An 18,982-nucleotide genomic window follows, 5' to 3' on the forward strand; every position below is an offset into this window, starting at 1 on the left:
CTACCTCAGCTTCAGGGTGGCAAGGCCGATCAACACGAGAATCACGGTGATGATCCAGAAACGGACGATCACGCGCGGCTCGGGCCAGCCCTTGAGTTCAAAGTGGTGGTGAATCGGTGCCATGCGGAACACACGGCGACCGGTCAGCTTAAAGGAGGCAACCTGAATGACGACTGACAGGGTCTCCATCACGAACACACCGCCCATGATGAACAGGACGATTTCCTGACGGACGATCACTGCGATGGTGCCCAGGGCCGCACCCAGCGCCAGCGCGCCAACGTCGCCCATGAAGACTTGTGCCGGATAGGTGTTGAACCAGAGGAAGCCCAGGCCCGCACCGATCAAGGCGCCGCAGAACACAATCAGCTCACCCGCGCCCGGTACGTAAGGAATCAGCAGGTATTCGGCGAACTTCACGTTACCCGACAGGTAGCAGAAGATCCCCAGGCCGCCGCCGACCATCACGGTGGGCATGATCGCCAGACCGTCGAGGCCGTCGGTCAGGTTGACCGCGTTGCTCGAGCCGACAATCACGAAATAGGTCAGGACGATGAAACCTGCGCCCAGCGGAATGCTGTAGTCCTTGAGCATCGGCAGGATCAGGGTGGTTTCCACCGGCGTCGCGGCAGTCATATAAAGGAAGATCGCCGCGCCCAGGCCGAACACCGACTGCCAGAAATACTTCCAGCGGCTCGGAAGGCCGCGGGAGTTTTTCTCGATGACTTTGCGATAGTCGTCAACCCAGCCGATGGCGCCGAACAGCAGGGTCACCAACAACACGACCCAAACGTAACGGTTGGTCAGGTCAGCCCAAAGCAAGGTGCTGACGCCGATGGAGGAAAGAATCAGCGCGCCGCCCATGGTCGGGGTGCCCGACTTCGACAGGTGCGATTGCGGGCCGTCGTTGCGAACGGATTGACCGATCTGACGGTTCTGCAGAGTGCGGATCATCCACGGGCCATAGCACAGCGACAAGACCAGCGCGGTCAGTACACCGAGAATCCCGCGCAGGGTCAGGTACTGAAAGACCGCGAAGCCTTTGTAGAACTGTTGCAGATACTCCGCTAGCAGCAGCAGCATTAATGTTTCTCCAGACTGGTCCCGCACAAAGCGGCAACGATGTTTTCCATCGCAGCGCTGCGCGAGCCCTTGATCAAAAAGGTAGTGTTTGTGTCCTGCTCGGCTTCCAGGGCCTTGATCAGTTCAGCCTGTGTGCTGAAGTGAAAGGCCTGCTCGCCGAAAGCGTTCACGGCGTGAGCCATCATTGGCCCGACGGCGTAAAGCGCGGAAACCTTGGCGCGGGCGTAATCGCCCACATCGCGGTGCCCCTGCTCTGCCCACGCGCCCAACTCGCCGATATCCCCGAGCACCAAAACGGTGCGACCGGAAAAGCCGGCGAGTATATCAACGGCGGCGCACATAGAGGTGGGGTTCGCGTTGTATGTGTCATCGATTACGCGCATGCCGTTAGGCGCCAGTTGCGCGACGGTGCGGCCCTTGACCGGTTGCACCGCGCCAAGGCCGGTGGCGATGCCGAACAGCGACACACCCAAAGCATGCGCGGCAGCGGCAGCGGCCATGGCATTGGCGACGTTGTGGGTGCCGAGCAGATTCAGCTGAACCCGCTCCACACCTTCAGGGCTGTGCAGGTTGAACGCTGGGCAACCGCGGGCATCGCGGTCCAGATCGCTGGCATGGAAATCAGCGTTGACGTTGCTCAGGGCAAAAGTCAGCACTTTTCGACCGGCGGCACGGGTCTTCCAGATGTCGAAGGCCTTGTCGTCGAGATTCAGCACGGCGATGCCATCGGCATCCAGCCCTTCGAGAATCTCGCCCTTGGCTTCGACGATTTTTTCCGGCCCGCCGAACTCACCAACGTGGGCAGTCCCGGCGTTGTTGATGATGGCCACGTGGGGTTTGGTCATGGCGACGGTGTAGGCAATCTCGCCGATTCGCGAAGCGCCGAGTTCGATCACGGCGGCGGTGTGTTCCGGTGCCAGTTCGAGCAGGGTCAGCGGAGCACCGAGGTCATTGTTCAGGTTGCCACGGGTCGCCAGCACCGGACCGCGTGTGCGCAGGATGCTCGCCAGCATTTCCTTGACCGTGGTCTTGCCGCTGGAGCCGGTAACGGCCGCGACCGGCTGAGTGAACGCGGCACGGTTGATCGCACCCAACTGGCCGAGGGCCTGGCGGGTGTCCTTGACCAGCAGTTGCGGCAGCGAGCTGTCGGCCACTTCGCGCTCGACCAGTGCACCCACGGCGCCTTTGGCGGCGACGTCATTCAGGTAGTCATGGCCATCGAAACGTGGACCGGCCAGAGCAATAAACAGCTGGCCGGGCTTGATCGCGCGGCTGTCGATGCTGACACCATCAAAGCTGGCATCGACGGAGATCAGACGGGCATTCAGTGCGCCGGTCAGTTCGCTCAGTTTCAAGGCTTTAAGCATGGGCCACCTCCCACGCGGTCAGGGCATGATCGGCCTCGACCAGATCGGAGAAAGCGAGACGCTCACCGTTGATTTCCTGATAGTCCTCATGACCTTTACCAGCCAGGACAATCACGTCATCCGCCGAAGCGCTGGCGATCAACTGGGCAATCGCCTGGCCACGACCGGCGACGAAGGTGACTTTATCCACAGCGGTGAAACCGGCGCGGATGTCGTCGAAAATCGCGGCGGGGTCTTCGGTGCGCGGGTTGTCGTCGGTGACCAGCACACCATCGGCCAGACGCTCGACCACTTCAGCCATCAGCGGACGCTTGCCGCGATCGCGATCACCGCCGCAACCGAACAGGCACAGCAACCGGCCTTTGGCGTGAGGACGCAGGGCCATCAAGACTTTTTCCAGCGCATCCGGCGTGTGGGCGTAATCGACCACCACCAACGGCTGAGTGCCGCCGCCCAGACGCTGCATGCGACCGGCCGGACCTTCGAGCTTTGGCAACACGTTGAGGATTTCGTCCAGCGCATAGTCCAGACCGAGCAAGGCACCGACCGCGGCCAACACGTTGCTCAGGTTGAAACGGCCGAGCAAGGTGCTGCGCAAATGGTGTTCGCCTTGCGGGGTAACCAGAGTGGCGCGCACGCCTTCGTCACTGAACTGTGCTTCGCGGCAATACAGGTAAGCGCGGGAGTCTTCCAGGCTGTAAGTGATCAGCCGCGACTCACCCTCATCAGCCGCCAGTTGCCGGCCAAAATCGTCGTCGAGGTTGACCACCCGGCACTTCAGATCATTCCAGGCAAACAACTTGGCCTTGGTTTCGCCATAGGCCTGCATGGTGCCGTGGTAATCCAGATGATCGCGCGACAGGTTGGTCATCACCGCCACATCGAAGGCCAGCGCGGTTACGCGGCCCTGATCCAGCCCATGGGAAGAGACTTCCATGGCCACGGCTTTGGCACCGGCCTTTTTCAGGTCGGCGAGGGTTGCTTGCAGCGCAATCGGGTTCGGCGTGGTGTGCAAGCCGCTTTCCAGCGCGCCATGGAAACCGGAGCCCAAAGTGCCAACGATACCGCAGTGTTGACCGAGCAAATCCAAGGCTTGCGCGACCAACTGGGTCACGCTGGTTTTACCGTTGGTGCCGGTCACGCCGATCAGGTTCATGTGACGGCTCGGGTCGCCGTAAAAGCGCCCGGCGATATCCGACAGCTGCGCCGCCAGGCCTTTGACCGGAATCAGCGGCACGTCGGTAATCGGCAGCACGGTCGCGCCTTCGACTTCATAAGCCACGGCGGCAGCACCGCGCTGCAAGGCGTCGGCGATGTGCGCACGACCGTCGAACTTGCCACCAGGGACCGCAAGGAACAAATCACCTGCCCGTACGTTACGGCTGTCCAGCGCCAATTCGCGGATCAATAGATCATGGCCGGCGTGGGCGAAAATCTTGTTCAGGCTCAGCGACATCAGCCGCGCCCTCCATTAGCTTTCAGCGGAACGACCGGTGCGGCGTTCGCTTGTTGAGTGGCTGGCAGGTTGTCCGGGGTGATGTTCATCAGGCGCAAGGTCCCGGACATCACTTTGCTGAACACCGGCGCCGATACCAGACCACCGAAGTAACCGGCCTTGGTCGGTTCGTCGATCACCACCACGATCGCGTAACGCGGGTCGCTCATCGGGCCGAAACCGGCGAACAGCGAGCGGTAGGAGTTCTCGGCGTAGCCTTTGGTTCCGACCGACGTCTTACGCGCAGTACCCGACTTGCCGCCCACGTGATACGCCGGCACCTGCGCACGGAATACGCCGCGCGGGGCTTCGATCACTTGTTGCAGCATGCCTTGCATGGTTTTCGCGACGGCTTCCGGCAGCACCTGAGTGGTTTGCGGCGCCTTGTCGGTTTTGATCAGGGTCAACGGCGCGAGGCGACCATTGTTAGCCAGGGCCGAGAAGGCGTGGACCAACTGGATCGCGGTCACGGAAATACCGTAGCCGTAGGACAGCGTGGCGGTTTCAGCCTTGCGCCATTCGCGGTAGTTCGGCAGGTTGCCGACGCGCTCACCCGGGAAACCCAAGCCGGTGTCCTGGCCGAGGCCAACTTTCTGTGCCAGACGGAAAATCGTTTCGCCGCCGATATCGAACGCGACCTTACTCATGCCGACGTTACTGGAATTGATCAGGATACCGGTCAGGTCGAGCACCGGACCTTCGGTCTTGGATACGTCCTTGATGGTGTATTTACCAATCTGCAAACTGCCCGGGTACACCTCGACGGTGTCGCTCGGTTTCCAGCGCCCGGTTTCGATCGCGGCGCTCATGGAGATCGCTTTCATGGTCGAACCCGGCTCGAACACGTCGATCATCGCGCGGTTGCGCATCATCGCCGGTTGCAGGTTGCGACGGTTGTTCGGGTTGTAGGTCGGCTGGTTGACCATGGCGAGAATCTCGCCGGTCTTCACGTCCATGATCACCAGGCTACCGGCCTTGGCGCCGTTCTCGATGATCGCGTTGCGCAGTTCGCGGTTGGCCAGGTATTGCAGGCGCAGGTCAATGGACAACGCCAAGGGCTTGCCGGCCTTGGCGTTTTTGGTGACCTGGACATCTTTGATCAGCCGGCCGCGCCGGTCCTTGATGACCTGTCGCTTGCCGGGCACCCCGGCCAGCCATTCGTCGTAGGCCAGCTCGACGCCTTCGCGTCCGTGATCGTCGATGTCGGTAAAGCCGACCATGTGGGCGGTGACTTCACCGGCCGGGTAGAAACGCCGGAACTCTTCGATGCCATAAACGCCCGGCACTTTCAGATCGAGCACAGCCTGGCCCTGCTCAGGGGTCAGCCCGCGCACCAGGTAGATGAATTCTTTGTTGGCCTGGGCTTCGAGACGTTCGGCCAGGGCTTTGGGATCCTGCCCCAAGGCAGCCGCCAGTGCCGGCCATTTCTCTTTGGCCAGCTGCATTTCCTTGGCGTTGGCCCACAGGGTGGTGACCGGGGTACTCACGGCCAACGGCTCGCCGTTACGGTCGGTGATCAGACCACGGTGAGCCGGGATTGGAATATGACGAACACTGCGCGCGTCGCCCTGACCTTTAAGGAAGTCACGGTCGACCACTTGCAGATCAATGATGCGCCAGGAAATCGCCACCACCATGATGCCGAGCAAGCCCAGCACCAGACGGAATCGCCACGGGAAAAGTGCACCTTCGAGTTTCATCATGGCGCCACCATCTGCACTTCAGCAGCGCCAGGAATGCGCATCTTCAGTTGTTCGGTCGCCAACACTTCGATACGGCTGTGGGCGGTCCAGGTGCTTTGTTCGAGAATCAACCGGCCCCACTCCGCCTGCGCCTTGTCGCGCACGCTCAATTCGTTGTACAGCGAATTCAACAGCTGACGGTTCCAGTGCGCGCTATAGGACACGCCGATGGCCGACACGAGCACACCGATAAACAGCAGCAGCATGAAAAAGCTTCCGCCGGGAAGTGGTTTGGCGAAAAGCTTGCTCACCGCAGTTTCTCCGCGACGCGCATGATGGCGCTACGGGAACGTGGGTTGGCTTTGAGTTCGGCCTCGGAGGCGGACTGCGCTTTGCCATGGACTTTGATTTTCGGTTCGAAGGCGACGTGACGGACCGGCAAGTTGCGCGGCAGGTTGTCGGCTTCGCCTTTCACCAGTTTACGCATGAACAGTTTGACGATGCGGTCTTCCAGCGAGTGGAAGCTGATCACCACCAGGCGACCGCCGACTTCCAGGCACTCCAGAGCGGCTTCGAGACCGGCTTCCAGATCGCCCAGCTCGTTGTTGACGTGAATACGCAGCCCCTGGAATGCACGGGTGGCCGGGTTCTTGCCCTTTTCCCATGCAGGGTTGGCGACTTTCAGCACTTCTGCCAGATCGGCAGTGCGCTCGAACGGCTTGATGTCGCGACGTTCGGCCACGGCACGCGCCATGCGGCCGGAGAAACGTTCTTCGCCGTATTCCTTGAACACCCGGGCGATTTCCTCCACCGGCGCGGTATTGACGAACTCGGCGGCGCTGATCCCGCGGGACGGGTCCATTCGCATGTCCAACGGGCCGTCGTTGAGAAAACTGAAGCCGCGCTCAGGGTCGTCGAGCTGAGGCGAAGACACGCCCAGGTCAAGCAGAACACCGCTGACCTTGCCGGCCAGACCGCGTTCGGCGACTTCCGAACCGAGCTCGGCAAAGCTGCGCTGTACAACGACAAAGCGGCCGTCTTCGGCCGCTAGCGTTTGCCCGGTGGCAATCGCTTGAGGATCTTTGTCGAACCCGAGCAACCGACCATCGGGCCCGAGCTTGCTGAGAATCAACCGGCTATGTCCGCCGCGTCCGAACGTGCCGTCCAGATAGCAGCCATCAGGACGTACGGCGAGAGCCTCGACGGCTTCGTCAAGCAGTACGGTGATGTGGTTAAAGCCGCTATCAATAGTCACAGGATCAAATCACGCAGTTCATCAGGCATGGCGCCCGGTTGTTGAATAGCAGCCAGGTCAGCGGCAGAAACCGCATTCCAGGCATCCTCGTCCCACAATTGGAACTTGTTCAGTTGGCCTACCAACATTGCGCGCTTATCCAACTTGGCATATTCGCGAAGACGCGGCGGGACCAGAAAACGACCACTGCCATCGAGCTCGAGGTCGACGGCATTACCAATCAGTAAACGTTGCAGGCGGCGGTTTTCTTCGCGAAGCGAAGGCAGTGCACGCAGTTTGGTTTCGATAATTTCCCACTCATCGAGGGGATAAACACACAAACACGGATCAACGGCATCGATGGTGACGATTAATTGACCGGAACTACGCGAAACGAGCTCGTCACGGTACCGGCTCGGCATGGCGAGACGGCCCTTTGCATCGAGACTGATAGCGTTAGCTCCGCGAAACACGTCAGCGTTTCTCCAAATATTAGCGTTTTGCGCTCAAAAAACCCACTTCATGCCACTTTCCGCCACTTGCGCACACTATAGGAATGCGCCCACCACACCGTCAAGGCGCGGATAGAAGGAAAAGCCTTACAGAACGGAGATTTAGGAGTGTAAAAGGAGGGGAAACGAGAATCTGGCGGATGAATTCGTTCAATAACTTGAATCAGCACAGAAGGCTGCGTTCAGAAGTTAAAGTAGTTTGTTAAGAGTAAGATTTTTTCGGTATTACAAAAGCGCTTCTGCTATTGATTCAGCAGGGAGGGAAACTGCCATTACGCATATCGCTGCCAATGATTGAAGCAGAGAGAAAAAAAGGTGGAGAGTCGATCTGTAAGCCGGGTTCTGTCTTGAACAGTCATTCGTCTACGATGGCCATCACTGGACATCTTTAGCAACCTACCCGGTCCCAGCGCGGGCCACGCCTTGGGACCCTATTTGGTCTTGCTCCAAGTGGGGTTTACCTAGCCACGAACTGTTGCCAGACGTGCGGTGCGCTCTTACCGCACCTTTTCACCCTTACCGGCGCCGAAGCGCTTAGGCGGTTATTTTCTGTGGCACTTTCCGTAGGCTCACGCCTCCCAGGCATTACCTGGCACTTCGCCCTATGGAGCCCGGACTTTCCTCCCCCCTCTAATTTTCATAGAGGGCAGCGACTGTCCGATCGACTCTCCGCCGCGAAGATTAACGGCAGAGCGGTCGAAGAACAAGCTCTAAAAGCCTCTGGCCGGCGCTGCGCGTCGCTTTTTTACTCGCCCTTCTGCTTATCCAGCGCAACCTGATAGAGCACATTCTTGCGCTCGCCAGTAATTTGCGCCGCCAATGCCGCCGCACGCTTGAGCGGCATTTCTTCAAGCAGCAGATTGAGAATACGCATGGCTTCGCTGCTGACAGCGTCCTCAGTCTCGGGAGCAGACCAGCCAGCGACCAGCACTACGCACTCGCCGCGCTGCTGGTTGCTGTCCGATTCGACGAACTCGCGCAGCTCGGCCAGCGGCAAGCCTTTAAGGGTTTCGAAGGTCTTGGTCAACTCGCGCGCCAGCAATGCCGGACGATCGGCGCCGAATACCAGCTCCATGTCTTGCAGGCATTCAAGGATGCGGTGTGGAGCCTCATAAAAAATCAGCGTGCGCGGCTCTTCTTTTATCAGTTCCAGGCGAGCGCGTCGGCCGACAGCCTTGGCCGGTAGAAACCCTTCGAAGATGAAACGGTCCGATGGCAACCCCGCCGCCGAGAGCGCCGCAATCAATGCACAGGCCCCCGGAACCGGCACCACATTGATCCCTGCGGCACGGGCCTGACGCACCAGGTGATAACCCGGATCGGAAATCAGCGGTGTCCCGGCATCGGAGATCAATGCCACATCGTCGCCAGCGAGCAAGCGAGTGATAAAGCGACTGCCTTCATCCCTCTCGTTGTGTTCATGGCAGGCCGCCAGCGGCGTGGGGATACCGAAGTGCTGCATCAATCGCTGGGAATGGCGAGTGTCTTCGGCAGCAATCAACGAAACCTCGCGCAGGATCTTCAGCGCACGCGCACTGATGTCGTCCAGGTTGCCGATGGGCGTCGCCACCACATAAAGCGAGCCAGCAGCGGAATTCAAAGCACCTGGAGCAGTCAAAGCGCACACCTCATAATCGGTAAAAGCCGCCATTGTAGCGCGTAGCGACATTCGTGATACCTGCAAGCAACCCTCGGTTTTCCAGCCTTTTGTGCAGTGTCGCAACATTTGCATGAGCTAAATTGATCGATTCACGCCAGTAACATCGCGCCCCGGCCAGCGCTTGGGTACAATTCCACGCTTATTTGATCGAGTATCAGGAACACTTACATGATCGCTTGCCTGCGGCTGTTCTCTGCCCTCTGCCTCGCTGCCTTGCTGGTGGCTTGCGCCAGCTCGCCCTCCTCCAGCCTTGGCGAACTTCCACGGACCCCGGATGCCAGTGTCGAGCAACTGCTCGAACAGGCCACTCAAAGTAAAACGCCGGACAAGGCAGCCTTGCTGCGCTTGAGCGCGGCAGACCTGGCTTATCGTCAGGGCAATGCCGGCCAATCCGCGCAAATTCTGCAACAAGTACCGATGGAACAACTCAAGCCTGGCCAACAGGTCTTCGCCAGCACCCTGGCGGCTGAATTGGCCATGGTGCGCAATCAGCCCAAAGCGGCGCTGACGGCCCTGAGCCATCCGAGCCTGCAACGCCTGAGCGAACTGCCAGCCGAACAACAGGTTCGCACCGGCACCGTCCATGCCCGCGCCCTTGAGGCCGACGGCCAGACCCTGGCCGCCGCACGGGAGCGCATTTTCATCGCCCCCATGCTGAGCGATCAAGCTGCGAGCAAAAACCACGAAGCGATCTGGACCCTGATCGCTTCACTGCCGACCGATCAATTGCAGCCGACCACCGACGACGACCTCGGCGGCTGGTTGAGCCTGGCCCGGGCAGTGAAAACAGCCGGCACCCTGGAACAGCAGCAAGCCGCGATCGACAACTGGCGCGCGAACAATCCAAAGCACCCGGCCGCCATCCAGCTGCCGCTGCCATTGACCAAACTCAAGGATCTGGCCAGCCAGCCCCTGAGCAAGATTGCCCTGCTGCTGCCGCAAGACGGCCCGCTGGCCTCGGTCGGCAAAGCATTGCGCGAAGGTTTCATGGCCGCACACTACCAGGCGCAACAAGCCGGGCAGAAGCCGCCAACCATCGAGTTCTATGACAGCTCGCGCCTGACCTCCCTTGACGAGTTCTATCGCAAGGCCCAGGCCGACGGCGTGCAATTGGTGGTCGGGCCGCTGGAAAAACCGCTGGTCAAACAGCTCAGCGCTCGCCCGCAACTACCGATCACCACCCTGGCGCTGAACTACAGCGAAGGCGAACAAGGTCCGGCCCAGCTGTTCCAATTCGGCCTTGCCGCTGAAGACGAAGCCCGCGAAGTATCCCGTCGTGCGCGCGCCGATGGCCTGCATCGCGCCGCCATCATGGTGCCGAAAGGCGAATGGGGTGACCGCGTACTCAGAGCATTCAGCCAGGATTGGCAAGCCAACGGCGGCAGCATTGTCGCGACCGAGCGCGTCGACCAACCGGTGCAACTGGCCCAGCAAATTGCCGACATGTTCCAGCTGCGTCAGAGCGAAGGCCGCGCCAAGAGCCTGCAAAACACCGTTGGCTCACAGGTAGCCGCCCAGCCTTCGCGTCGTCAGGACATCGAATTCATCTTCCTGGCCGCGACGCCGCAACAGGCTCAACAGATCAAACCGACCCTGAACTTCCAGTACGCGGGTGACGTGCCGGTTTACGCCACCTCCCACGTGTTCAGCGCCAGCGGCGACCAGAACCAGTACAACGACATGAACGGTATTCGCTTCTGCGAAACCCCATGGCTGCTGGATGCCAACGACCCGCTGCGCAAACAGGTCACCGCACAATGGCCACAAGCCGCTGGCAGCCTGGGCCGTCTATACGCGATGGGCGTTGACGCCTATCGCCTGGCACCACGCCTGGGGCAACTCAAGGCCTTGCCGGACAGCCGCATCGAAGGTCAATCGGGCAGCCTGGGCATGACTCAGAATCAACGGGTCGTGCGTCAGTTGCCATGGGCAGAGTTCGTCAACGGTCAGGTTCAACGCCTGCCGGACACCTCGCACTGATGCCCGACAGGTCACGCCAGCAAAGCGGTAAGGATGCCGAGCGCCATGCGCTCGAGCATCTTCAGCAACAAGGTCTGCGCCTGCTGGCGCAGAACTGGTTATGTAAACGCGGCGAGCTTGATCTGGTCATGCTTGATGGCGATACAGTAGTATTCGTCGAAGTCCGCTACAGAAAAAACACCCAATGGGGTGGCGCGCTCGATAGCATCGATGGGCGCAAACGGCAGAAACTGATTTTCGCCGCGCAGTATTTTCTTCAGCGCGAGTCGCGTTGGGCCGATTCCCCCTGCCGCTTCGACGTGGTTGCCATCGACAGCAGCCTCGATCAGTTGAACTGGATGCAAAATGCCTTCGACTGCTGATCGCTTGCGCCCCGAACCGGACACCTACACCCAACACTTTTGCTCTTTGCTTTGCGGGCTGCACATTCATGTGCCAAGTAGCCGCGCTAATTAAGGTCACACAGATGGACATGCAATCCCGAATTCGCCAGCTTTTTCAGGCCAGTATCGACACCAAGCAAATGGCGATGGACGTACTTGCACCGCACATCGAGCAAGCCAGCCAGGTGATGGTCAACGCCCTGCTCAACGAGGGCAAAATGCTTTCGTGCGGCAACGGTGGCTCCGCCGGCGATGCACAGCACTTTTCGTCCGAGCTGCTCAATCGCTTCGAGCGTGAACGTCCGAGCCTGCCAGCCATTGCGCTGACCACCGACAGCTCGACGATCACCTCGATTGCCAACGATTACAGCTACAACGAAATCTTCTCCAAACAGATCCGCGCCCTCGGCCAGCCGGGCGACGTATTGCTGGCGATTTCCACCAGCGGCAACTCGGCGAACATTATTCAAGCGATCCAGGCCGCACATGATCGCGAAATGATTGTCGTAGCATTGACGGGTCGCGATGGCGGCGGCATGGCATCGCTGCTATTGCCTGAAGACGTCGAGATTCGCGTACCGGCCAATGTCACTGCACGTATTCAGGAAGTCCACCTGCTGGCGATCCATTGCCTTTGCGATCTGATCGACAGCCAACTGTTCGGGAGTGAAGAATGACCCCTAATCGCCTAAGCCTTCTGGCCTTGACCCTGTGCCTCGGCATCAGCGGCTGCACATCAGTGGTTAACGCCAGCCGTGAAGCGCCGATCGAAGATGACCGCGGTACGCGCACCTTCGGCAGCAAGATCGACGACTCTCTGATCGACACCAAGGTCGGCGTGAACATCGCCAAGGCCGATCCGGCCCTGGACAACGATTCGCACATCGTCGTAACCAGCTTCAACGGTGTTGTGTTGCTCGCCGGGCAAACCCCGCGCGCCGACCTCAAGGCCAAGGCCGAACAGGTCGCCGCCTCCGTTCAGCGCGTGAAGAAGGTGCACAACGAACTGCAAGTACTGCAGCCCTCCTCGCTGCTGGCACGCCAGAACGACACCTGGCTGACCACCAAGATCAAGACTCAGATGCTCACCGACCCCTCCATCCCGGGCTCGCGCATCAAGGTTGTGACCGAGAACGGCATCGTTTATCTGCTCGGCCTGCTGACCAAGCAGGAAGCGGCGCAGGCGACCAATCTGGTGCAAGGCGTTTCTGGCGTGCAGAAGATTGTGAAGCTGTTTGAGTACATCGACTGATACTTGCTTACGCGATGGCATCCTTGAGATCGCCTTCGCCGGCAAGCCTGGCTCCAACAGTAATAAAAAAGGCGATCCTTGCGGATCGCCTTTTTTATTACTTCACCACCTTCAAACTGGGTCGACCGCTGGGACGCGGTGGCTCGCTGTCGGGTGGCGGGATATCATCATCCGGCTCGATGTCTTCCTCGTCCTCTAGCGGCGATTCCATATCGAACACCATGCCCTGGCCGTTCTCCCGAGCGTAAATGCCCAGGATCGACGCGATAGGCACGTACAGGGTGTGCGGCACGCCACCGAAGCGCCCTTCGAAACTGACCGCCTCGTTATCCATGTGCAAATGACGCACGGCTGCCGGGGATACGTTCAGGACAATCTGCCCGTCACTGGCAAAACCCTGAGGCACCTGTACCGACGGATACTCGGAATTGACCAGCATGTGCGGGGTGCAATCGTTGTCCACAATCCACTCGTAGAGCGCGCGGACCAGATAAGGTCGACTGGAGTTCATAGCGGCTCCTTAAGCCTTAGCGCATGTCGCGTTCGACACCAGACAGACTCGCCTGGAAAGCCTCACGCGCAAACTGGCGCTCCATGTAATCAAGCAGCGGCTTGGCAGGCCGCGGCAGTTCTATACCCAAAATCGGCAATCGCCAGAGTATTGGTAGTAGGCAGCAATCCACCAGACTTTGTTCCTCACTGAGGAAAAACGGCTTGTCGGCGAATAGCGGCGACACGCCTGTCAGGCTTTCGCGCAGCTCTTTACGAGCCACCACGCGAGCTGCTTCCTTGGTCCGCGAATCCAGAATCAGATCCACCAGGCCACACCAATCACGCTGAATGCGATGAATCAGCAGGCGACTGTTGGCACGCGCCACAGGATAAACCGGCAGTAGTGGCGGATGCGGGTAACGCTCATCCAGGTATTCCATCACCACGGTCGACTCCCACAACGCCAGGTCACGATCGACCAGGGTGGGCAGGCTTCCGTAAGGGTTCACTTCAATCAGTTTAGGCGGCTGACGACCAGCCTCCACGTAAATGATCTCGGCGCTGACACCCTTCTCTGCAAGTACGATGCGCACTCGGTGGGAATAGTGGTCGGCGGGGTCGGAGTAACAGGCCAACCGATTGGTCACGCCCATGGCGGTCCTCCTCGCTTGTTGAAATTATCGAAAACGGAAAAACACGCGCGCCCAGAGGGCGCCTCCCGTAACGCCTGGATCACCAGACTCGTTACACCTTCAGAGACGCCCCTGGGCGCGTGCGATTAACAGCAATGGCTTACAACGTTATCAATGGACGTCTTTCCAGTATTCACGCTTGAGCAAGTAAGCGAATACGAAGAAGAACGCCAGGTACAGCAACACATAGGTACCGATGCGCTGATGCTGCAGCTTCACCGGGTTGGCCGAGTAGGCCAGGAAGGTCACCAGATTCTTGACCTTCTCGTTGAACTGCTCTTCGGTCAGCGTGCCGGTTTTCGGCAATACGGTCAGTTGATCGCAGGCTTCATGAGTCAAAGCGGTGCCGGTCAGCGGATCGAACTGCTTCTTGCCGTCATCGACGACTTGAACCTGTTTACAGCCTACCACCTGGCGACCCTGCAAGCCGACCAGAACGTTAGGCATGCCGACGTTCGGGAACACCTTGTTGTTCACGCCCCATGGACGCGACGGGTCTTCATAGAACGAACGCAGGTAGCCATAGAGCCAATCCGTGCCACGAACGCGAGCCACCAGTGTCAGGTCGGGTGGCGCCGCACCAAACCAGGTCTTGGCGTCAGCCGGCTGCATGCCGATGCTCATGTGGTCGCCGATCTTGGCGCCAGTGAACACCAGCTTCTCGAGCATCAGCTCGTGAGGAATGCCCAGGTCATCGGCGACACGCTCGTAGCGCTGGAACTTGGCACTGTGGCAGCCCATGCAATAGTTGGCGAACGTACGTGCGCCATCCTGCATGGCAGCCTTGTCGGAAACGTCGATGTCGACTTTTTCCAGCTCTGGGCCGCCGTGTTCGGCCGCGAAGGACAGTGCTGGCAGAGCAGCAAGAATCAGTACAGCAAATAGTTTTTTCATCAGCCAGTCACCCTTTCCGGAACCGGTTTGGTCTTCTCGAGCCTGGTGTAGAACGGCATCAGAATGAAGTAGGCGAAGTACAGGAAGGTACAAACCTGCGACAGCAACGTACGTTCCGGGGTAGGCGCCATTACGCCCAGCCAGCCAAGAATCACGAAGGAGATGCAGAATACCCAGAGCCAGATCTTGCTCAGCCAGCCCTTGTAGCGCATGGACTTGACCGGGCTACGGTCAAGCCAGGGCAGGACGAACAGCAAGGCAATCGAAGCACCCATGGCAACAACACCCAGGAGCTTGTCCGGAACTGCCCGCAGAATCGCGTAGAACGGCGTGAAGTACCAGACCGGAGCGATGTGCTCAGGGGTCTTGAAGGCGTTCGCCACTTCAAAGTTCGGCTTCTCGAGGAAGTAGCCGCCCATTTCCGGGAAGAAGAACACGATCGCACAGAAGATGAACAGGAACACCACCACGCCGACGATATCTTTCACGGTGTAGTACGGATGGAAAGCAATGCCGTCCAGCGGTACGCCGTTTTCGTCTTTGTGTTTCTTGATGTCCACGCCGTCCGGGTTGTTCGAACCCACTTCGTGCAACGCCAGAATGTGCAGCACCACCAGGCCAAGGATCACGATCGGCAAGGCAACCACATGCAAGGCGAAGAAACGGTTCAGGGTAATACCGGAAATCAGGTAGTCACCACGGATCCACTGGGTCAGGTCGTTTCCGATGACCGGGATCGCACCGAACAGCGAGATGATCACCTGGGCGCCCCAGTAGGACATCTGGCCCCACGGCAGCAGGTAACCCATGAAGGCTTCAGCCATCAGCGCCAGGTAGATCAGCATGCCGAACACCCACACCAGCTCACGCGGCTTCTGGTACGAACCGTAGAGCAGGCCACGGAACATGTGCAGATAAACCACGATGAAGAACGCCGAAGCGCCAGTGGAGTGCAGCAGACGCAGGATCGAGCCGTACTCGACGTCGCGCATGATGTATTCGACGGAAGCGAATGCTTCTTCCGCCGACGGGGTATAGCTCATGGTCAGCCAGACACCGGTAACGATCTGGTTGACCAGAACGAGCAGCGCCAGGGAGCCAAAGAAATAGAAGAAATTGAAGTTCTTCGGGGCGTAATACTTGCTGAGATGGTCTTCCCACATTTTGGTCGCGGGGAAGCGCGCATCAACCCAATCCATGAACTTGCTCATCACGCTTTCTCCGTATCGACGCCAACGACAATGATGTCATCGGTCTCATAGGAATGCGGGGGAACTGGCAGGTTCAAAGGCGCGGGTTGCGACTTGTAGACGCGGCCAGCCAAATCGTAGTGGGAACCGTGGCAAGGGCAGAAGTAGCCCCCGACCCAATCCTTGCCCAGATCGGCAGGTGCCACTTCTGGACGGAAGGTCGGCGAGCACCCCAGGTGAGTGCAGATACCGATCAGCAGCAGGACTTCTGGCTTGATCGAACGCGTCTGCGGGTCGACATAGGTCGGTTGCGTCGAGTTCTTGGAGGCGGGGTCAGACAGCTGGCCCTCAATCTTTTTCAGATTCCCCAGGATTTCCTCGGTACGGCGGACGATGAACACCGGCTGGCCGCGCCACTCAGCAATCATTTGCTGGCCTGGCTCGATTTTGCTGACATTCACTTTCACCGGTGCACCTGCGGCTTTCGCCTTGGCACTGGGAAACCATGACCCCACGAACGGGACCGCAGCCCCCACCGCTCCTGCAGCACCCACCACGGATGTGGCTGCTACCAAGAAGCGACGCCGGCCTGCATTCACGCCGTCATTGCTCATTCAGTCCTCTCCCATCAGCTTTGTGGCCTGTTAAATCAGGCGTCTACTAAGTAAAAATCTGAACTTATAAAAATTTTGCCGAATGGTAATGAAAAGCCCCAATTCTGACAAGGTAATTACCGAAGGGCTCCACTGCCAAGCCTTGTAGTATAGGGCCTCTGCGGATGTGGCAAGTTGTCACAGCGCAATTCGTTGATAAATAGCGCCCATAAAAAAACGCCCAGCTTCGCAAGGAAACTGGGCGTTCTTTTTGAACGTGAAAGCGAATTAACGCTTCGAGTACTGCGGACGCTTACGCGCTTTACGCAGACCGACTTTCTTACGTTCAACTTCACGTGCATCGCGGGTTACGAAGCCAGCTTTGCGCAGAGCAGAGCGCAGAGTTTCGTCGTAGTCCATCAGAGCGCGAGTGATACCGTGGCGGATTGCGCCAGCTTGACCACTTACACCACCGCCGATCACGGTGACGTAGATGTCGAACTTCTCGACAGTCTCAGTCAATTCCAGCGGCTGACGAACTACCATGCGGGCAGTTTCGCGGCCGAAGAAATTATCCAGCGAACGGTTGTTGATGGAGATGTTACCAGTGCCCGGACGCAGGAAAACGCGTGCGGTTGCAGTCTTGCGACGGCCAGTGCCGTAATTTTGAGTCGCCGACATAATGAACTATTCCGTTAAAACTTCAGTTCTTGGGGCTGCTGAGCAGTATGAGGGTGAGCAGCGCCCGCATAGACTTTCAGCTTACGATACATGTCGCGACCCAGCGGGTTCTTAGGCAGCATGCCTTTGACCGCGGTCTCGATCACGCGCTCAGGGGCTTTAGCGATCAGCTTTTCGAAGTTGATCGACTTGATGCCGCCCGGGAAACCGGAGTGGGAGTAGTACATTTTGTCAGTGGTTTTAGCGCCAGTAACACGTACTTGCTCAGCGTTGATTACGACGATGTAGTCGCCGGTATCAACGTGAGGAGTGTACTCAGCCTTGTGCTTGCCACGCAGACGGCTCGCGATTTCAGTGGCCAGACGACCCAGGGTCTGACCAGCAGCGTCGACGACAAACCAGTCGCGCTTTACTGTTTCCGGTTTAGCAGTAAAAGTTTTCATTCTTTATAGCCTCAGGGGCCGCCCTGTAAATTAGACGGCGGATCTTACTGAATAGTGCGTACTTTGACAAGTCAAAGGCAGCCGGATACAGACGCTTTCGGGGGCTCGGGTCGGCGCGTCCGTTCAACGGCAAGATTCTTCGGCGGCGGCGCATCACTTCCACTGCAGAAAGAGGTGCGCAATTATGCAGATTGCGAAAAATATTTCAACCTGCTTTTATGATTGTTTTGCCCAAGGAGCACCCGATGGACTATCGCCAGCTAGGCCGTACCGATCTGAACGTGAGCGCCATCTGCCTCGGCACCATGACCTGGGGCGAGCAAAACAGTGAGGCTGAAGCCTTCGCCCAGATCGAACGCGCCAAGGGCGCCGGGATCAATTTCATCGACACCGCCGAGATGTACCCGGTGCCGCCCAAGGCCGAAACCTACGCCACCACCGAACGCTACATCGGCAACTACTTCAAAAGTCGCGGCGATCGCGCCGACTGGATCCTGGCGAGCAAGATCGCCGGCCCCGGCAACACCATCGACTACATTCGCGACAAAAACCTGCGGCACAACCGCCAACACATCAGCGAAGCCGTGGACGCCAGCCTCAAGCGCTTGCAGACCGATTACATCGACCTCTATCAACTGCACTGGCCGGAACGCAGTACCAATTTCTTTGGCCAGCTCGGTTACAAACACAAGATCGAAGCCAATCTGACGCCACTGGAGGACACCCTCGAAGCGCTGGACGAACAGGTCAAGGCTGGCAAGATCCGCCATATCGGCCTGTCCAACGAAACCCCGTGGGGCACCATGCGCTTCCTTGCCCTCGCCGAAGCCCGTGGCTGGCCCCGCGCGGTATCCATCCAGAACCCCTACAACCTGCTCAATCGCAGCTTCGAAGTCGGCCTGGCGGAAATTGCCATCCGCGAACAATGTGGCTTGCTGGCCTACTCGCCACTGGCGTTCGGCTTTCTGTCGGGCAAGTACGAAGGTGGCGCGCGTCCGCCAAAAGGTCGCCTGAGCCTCTACAGCCGCTTCAGCCGCTATTTCAACCCGCAGTCGGAAGCAGCGTGCAGCCGTTACGTGGCACTGGCTCGTGAACACGGCCTGGACCCGGCGCAGATGGCGCTGGCGTTCGTCACGCAGCAACCGTTCGTAACCAGCAACATCATTGGCGCCACCACGCTTGAGCAACTGGACAGCAACATTGCCAGCGTCGATTTGAAGCTGTCGGATGAAGTGCTGGCAGGCATTGAGGCGATACACCAGGATCAGCCGAATCCGGCACCGTAACTTACGTCGACGATCGTTCCCACGCTCTGCGTGGGAATGCATCCCGTGACGCTCCGCGTCACT

General features: G+C 59.0%; 20 protein-coding genes and 1 other RNA gene. 5 read left to right on the top strand and 16 right to left on the bottom strand.

Annotated elements, in window-relative coordinates:
* The 9 genes from mraY to rsmI form a co-directional block, all read right to left on the bottom strand.
* The gene (gene mraY, locus AC07V0_RS27665; protein ID WP_008016698.1) at window positions 1–1,083 is read right to left on the bottom strand and encodes a phospho-N-acetylmuramoyl-pentapeptide-transferase; all 1,083 of its coding nucleotides are present in this window, start codon (window positions 1,081–1,083) and stop codon (window positions 1–3) included.
* Entirely contained in the window at window positions 1,083–2,450 is a 1,368-nt protein-coding gene (locus AC07V0_RS27670; RefSeq protein WP_495020086.1) for a UDP-N-acetylmuramoyl-tripeptide--D-alanyl-D-alanine ligase, read from the bottom strand. The genes mraY and AC07V0_RS27670 overlap by 1 nt, the downstream gene beginning before the upstream one ends.
* Window positions 2,443–3,906 carry a UDP-N-acetylmuramoyl-L-alanyl-D-glutamate--2,6-diaminopimelate ligase gene (locus AC07V0_RS27675; RefSeq protein ID WP_018930130.1) on the bottom strand — a complete coding sequence of 488 codons (1,464 nt, stop codon included), beginning with the start codon at window positions 3,904–3,906 and terminating at the stop codon, window positions 2,443–2,445. The genes AC07V0_RS27670 and AC07V0_RS27675 overlap by 8 nt, the downstream gene beginning before the upstream one ends.
* Window positions 3,906–5,645 carry a peptidoglycan D,D-transpeptidase FtsI family protein gene (locus AC07V0_RS27680; protein WP_018930129.1) on the bottom strand — a complete coding sequence of 580 codons (1,740 nt, stop codon included), beginning with the start codon at window positions 5,643–5,645 and terminating at the stop codon, window positions 3,906–3,908. Before AC07V0_RS27680 ends, AC07V0_RS27675 begins: the two co-directional genes overlap by 1 nt.
* The gene (gene ftsL, locus AC07V0_RS27685) at window positions 5,645–5,938 is read right to left on the bottom strand and encodes a cell division protein FtsL (RefSeq protein ID WP_003205353.1); all 294 of its coding nucleotides are present in this window, start codon (window positions 5,936–5,938) and stop codon (window positions 5,645–5,647) included. Before ftsL ends, AC07V0_RS27680 begins: the two co-directional genes overlap by 1 nt.
* On the bottom strand, window positions 5,935–6,882 hold the full coding sequence (gene rsmH, locus AC07V0_RS27690; protein ID WP_018930127.1) for a 16S rRNA (cytosine(1402)-N(4))-methyltransferase RsmH: 948 nt from the start codon (window positions 6,880–6,882) through the stop codon (window positions 5,935–5,937). Before rsmH ends, ftsL begins: the two co-directional genes overlap by 4 nt.
* Entirely contained in the window at window positions 6,879–7,334 is a 456-nt protein-coding gene (gene mraZ, locus AC07V0_RS27695) for a division/cell wall cluster transcriptional repressor MraZ (protein ID WP_003205355.1), read from the bottom strand. Before mraZ ends, rsmH begins: the two co-directional genes overlap by 4 nt.
* Window positions 7,335–7,688: 354 nt before the next feature.
* Window positions 7,689–8,042, bottom strand: an RNA gene (rnpB, locus tag AC07V0_RS27700) — RNase P RNA component class A.
* 76 nt (window positions 8,043–8,118) lie between these two features.
* The gene (gene rsmI / locus AC07V0_RS27705; RefSeq protein WP_177431141.1) at window positions 8,119–9,024 is read right to left on the bottom strand and encodes a 16S rRNA (cytidine(1402)-2'-O)-methyltransferase; all 906 of its coding nucleotides are present in this window, start codon (window positions 9,022–9,024) and stop codon (window positions 8,119–8,121) included.
* Window positions 9,025–9,201: 177 nt separating this feature from the next.
* Between rsmI and AC07V0_RS27710 the strand changes: the two genes are divergently transcribed.
* The 4 genes from AC07V0_RS27710 to AC07V0_RS27725 all read left to right on the top strand — a co-directional run bounded on the left by AC07V0_RS27710 (window position 9,202) and on the right by AC07V0_RS27725 (window position 12,648).
* Window positions 9,202–11,013 (top strand): penicillin-binding protein activator, encoded by a 1,812-nt coding sequence (locus AC07V0_RS27710; RefSeq protein WP_495020087.1) that lies wholly within the window; start codon window positions 9,202–9,204, stop codon window positions 11,011–11,013.
* Complete coding sequence (locus AC07V0_RS27715) at window positions 11,013–11,375, top strand: YraN family protein (protein WP_018930123.1); 363 nt, start codon at window positions 11,013–11,015, stop codon at window positions 11,373–11,375. The genes AC07V0_RS27710 and AC07V0_RS27715 overlap by 1 nt, the downstream gene beginning before the upstream one ends.
* A gap of 104 nt (window positions 11,376–11,479) precedes the next feature.
* A complete protein-coding gene (locus AC07V0_RS27720) occupies window positions 11,480–12,073 on the top strand; it encodes a phosphoheptose isomerase (RefSeq protein ID WP_008025961.1) in 594 nt (197 codons plus the stop codon).
* Window positions 12,070–12,648 (top strand): BON domain-containing protein, encoded by a 579-nt coding sequence (locus tag AC07V0_RS27725; protein ID WP_018930122.1) that lies wholly within the window; start codon window positions 12,070–12,072, stop codon window positions 12,646–12,648. Before AC07V0_RS27720 ends, AC07V0_RS27725 begins: the two co-directional genes overlap by 4 nt.
* A gap of 97 nt (window positions 12,649–12,745) precedes the next feature.
* Here AC07V0_RS27725 and AC07V0_RS27730 read toward each other — a convergent pair whose 3' ends face one another.
* From AC07V0_RS27730 to rplM, 7 genes are all read right to left on the bottom strand, one after another.
* Window positions 12,746–13,159: a ClpXP protease specificity-enhancing factor gene (locus AC07V0_RS27730; RefSeq protein ID WP_064616201.1), complete on the bottom strand. Its 414-nt coding sequence runs from the start codon at window positions 13,157–13,159 to the stop codon at window positions 12,746–12,748.
* Window positions 13,160–13,175: 16 nt separating this feature from the next.
* On the bottom strand, window positions 13,176–13,793 hold the full coding sequence (locus tag AC07V0_RS27735; RefSeq protein ID WP_007939828.1) for a glutathione S-transferase N-terminal domain-containing protein: 618 nt from the start codon (window positions 13,791–13,793) through the stop codon (window positions 13,176–13,178).
* 150 nt (window positions 13,794–13,943) lie between these two features.
* Window positions 13,944–14,726, bottom strand: coding sequence for a cytochrome c1 (locus AC07V0_RS27740; protein ID WP_018930120.1), 783 nt, complete (start codon window positions 14,724–14,726; stop codon window positions 13,944–13,946).
* Entirely contained in the window at window positions 14,726–15,937 is a 1,212-nt protein-coding gene (locus tag AC07V0_RS27745; protein ID WP_018930119.1) for a cytochrome b, read from the bottom strand. The genes AC07V0_RS27740 and AC07V0_RS27745 overlap by 1 nt, the downstream gene beginning before the upstream one ends.
* Entirely contained in the window at window positions 15,937–16,530 is a 594-nt protein-coding gene (gene petA / locus AC07V0_RS27750) for a ubiquinol-cytochrome c reductase iron-sulfur subunit (RefSeq protein WP_007939825.1), read from the bottom strand. The genes AC07V0_RS27745 and petA overlap by 1 nt, the downstream gene beginning before the upstream one ends.
* A gap of 267 nt (window positions 16,531–16,797) precedes the next feature.
* Window positions 16,798–17,190 carry a 30S ribosomal protein S9 gene (gene rpsI / locus AC07V0_RS27755; RefSeq protein ID WP_003228056.1) on the bottom strand — a complete coding sequence of 131 codons (393 nt, stop codon included), beginning with the start codon at window positions 17,188–17,190 and terminating at the stop codon, window positions 16,798–16,800.
* A gap of 14 nt (window positions 17,191–17,204) precedes the next feature.
* Window positions 17,205–17,633: a 50S ribosomal protein L13 gene (gene rplM / locus AC07V0_RS27760; RefSeq protein ID WP_007939824.1), complete on the bottom strand. Its 429-nt coding sequence runs from the start codon at window positions 17,631–17,633 to the stop codon at window positions 17,205–17,207.
* A gap of 245 nt (window positions 17,634–17,878) precedes the next feature.
* On the opposite strand from rplM, the gene AC07V0_RS27765 reads away from it, so the two are divergent.
* Window positions 17,879–18,919 (top strand): NADP(H)-dependent aldo-keto reductase, encoded by a 1,041-nt coding sequence (locus AC07V0_RS27765; protein ID WP_495020088.1) that lies wholly within the window; start codon window positions 17,879–17,881, stop codon window positions 18,917–18,919.
* Window positions 18,920–18,982 lie beyond the last annotated feature (63 nt).

Source organism: Pseudomonas sp. GW821-FHT01E10 (genome assembly GCF_059422365.1).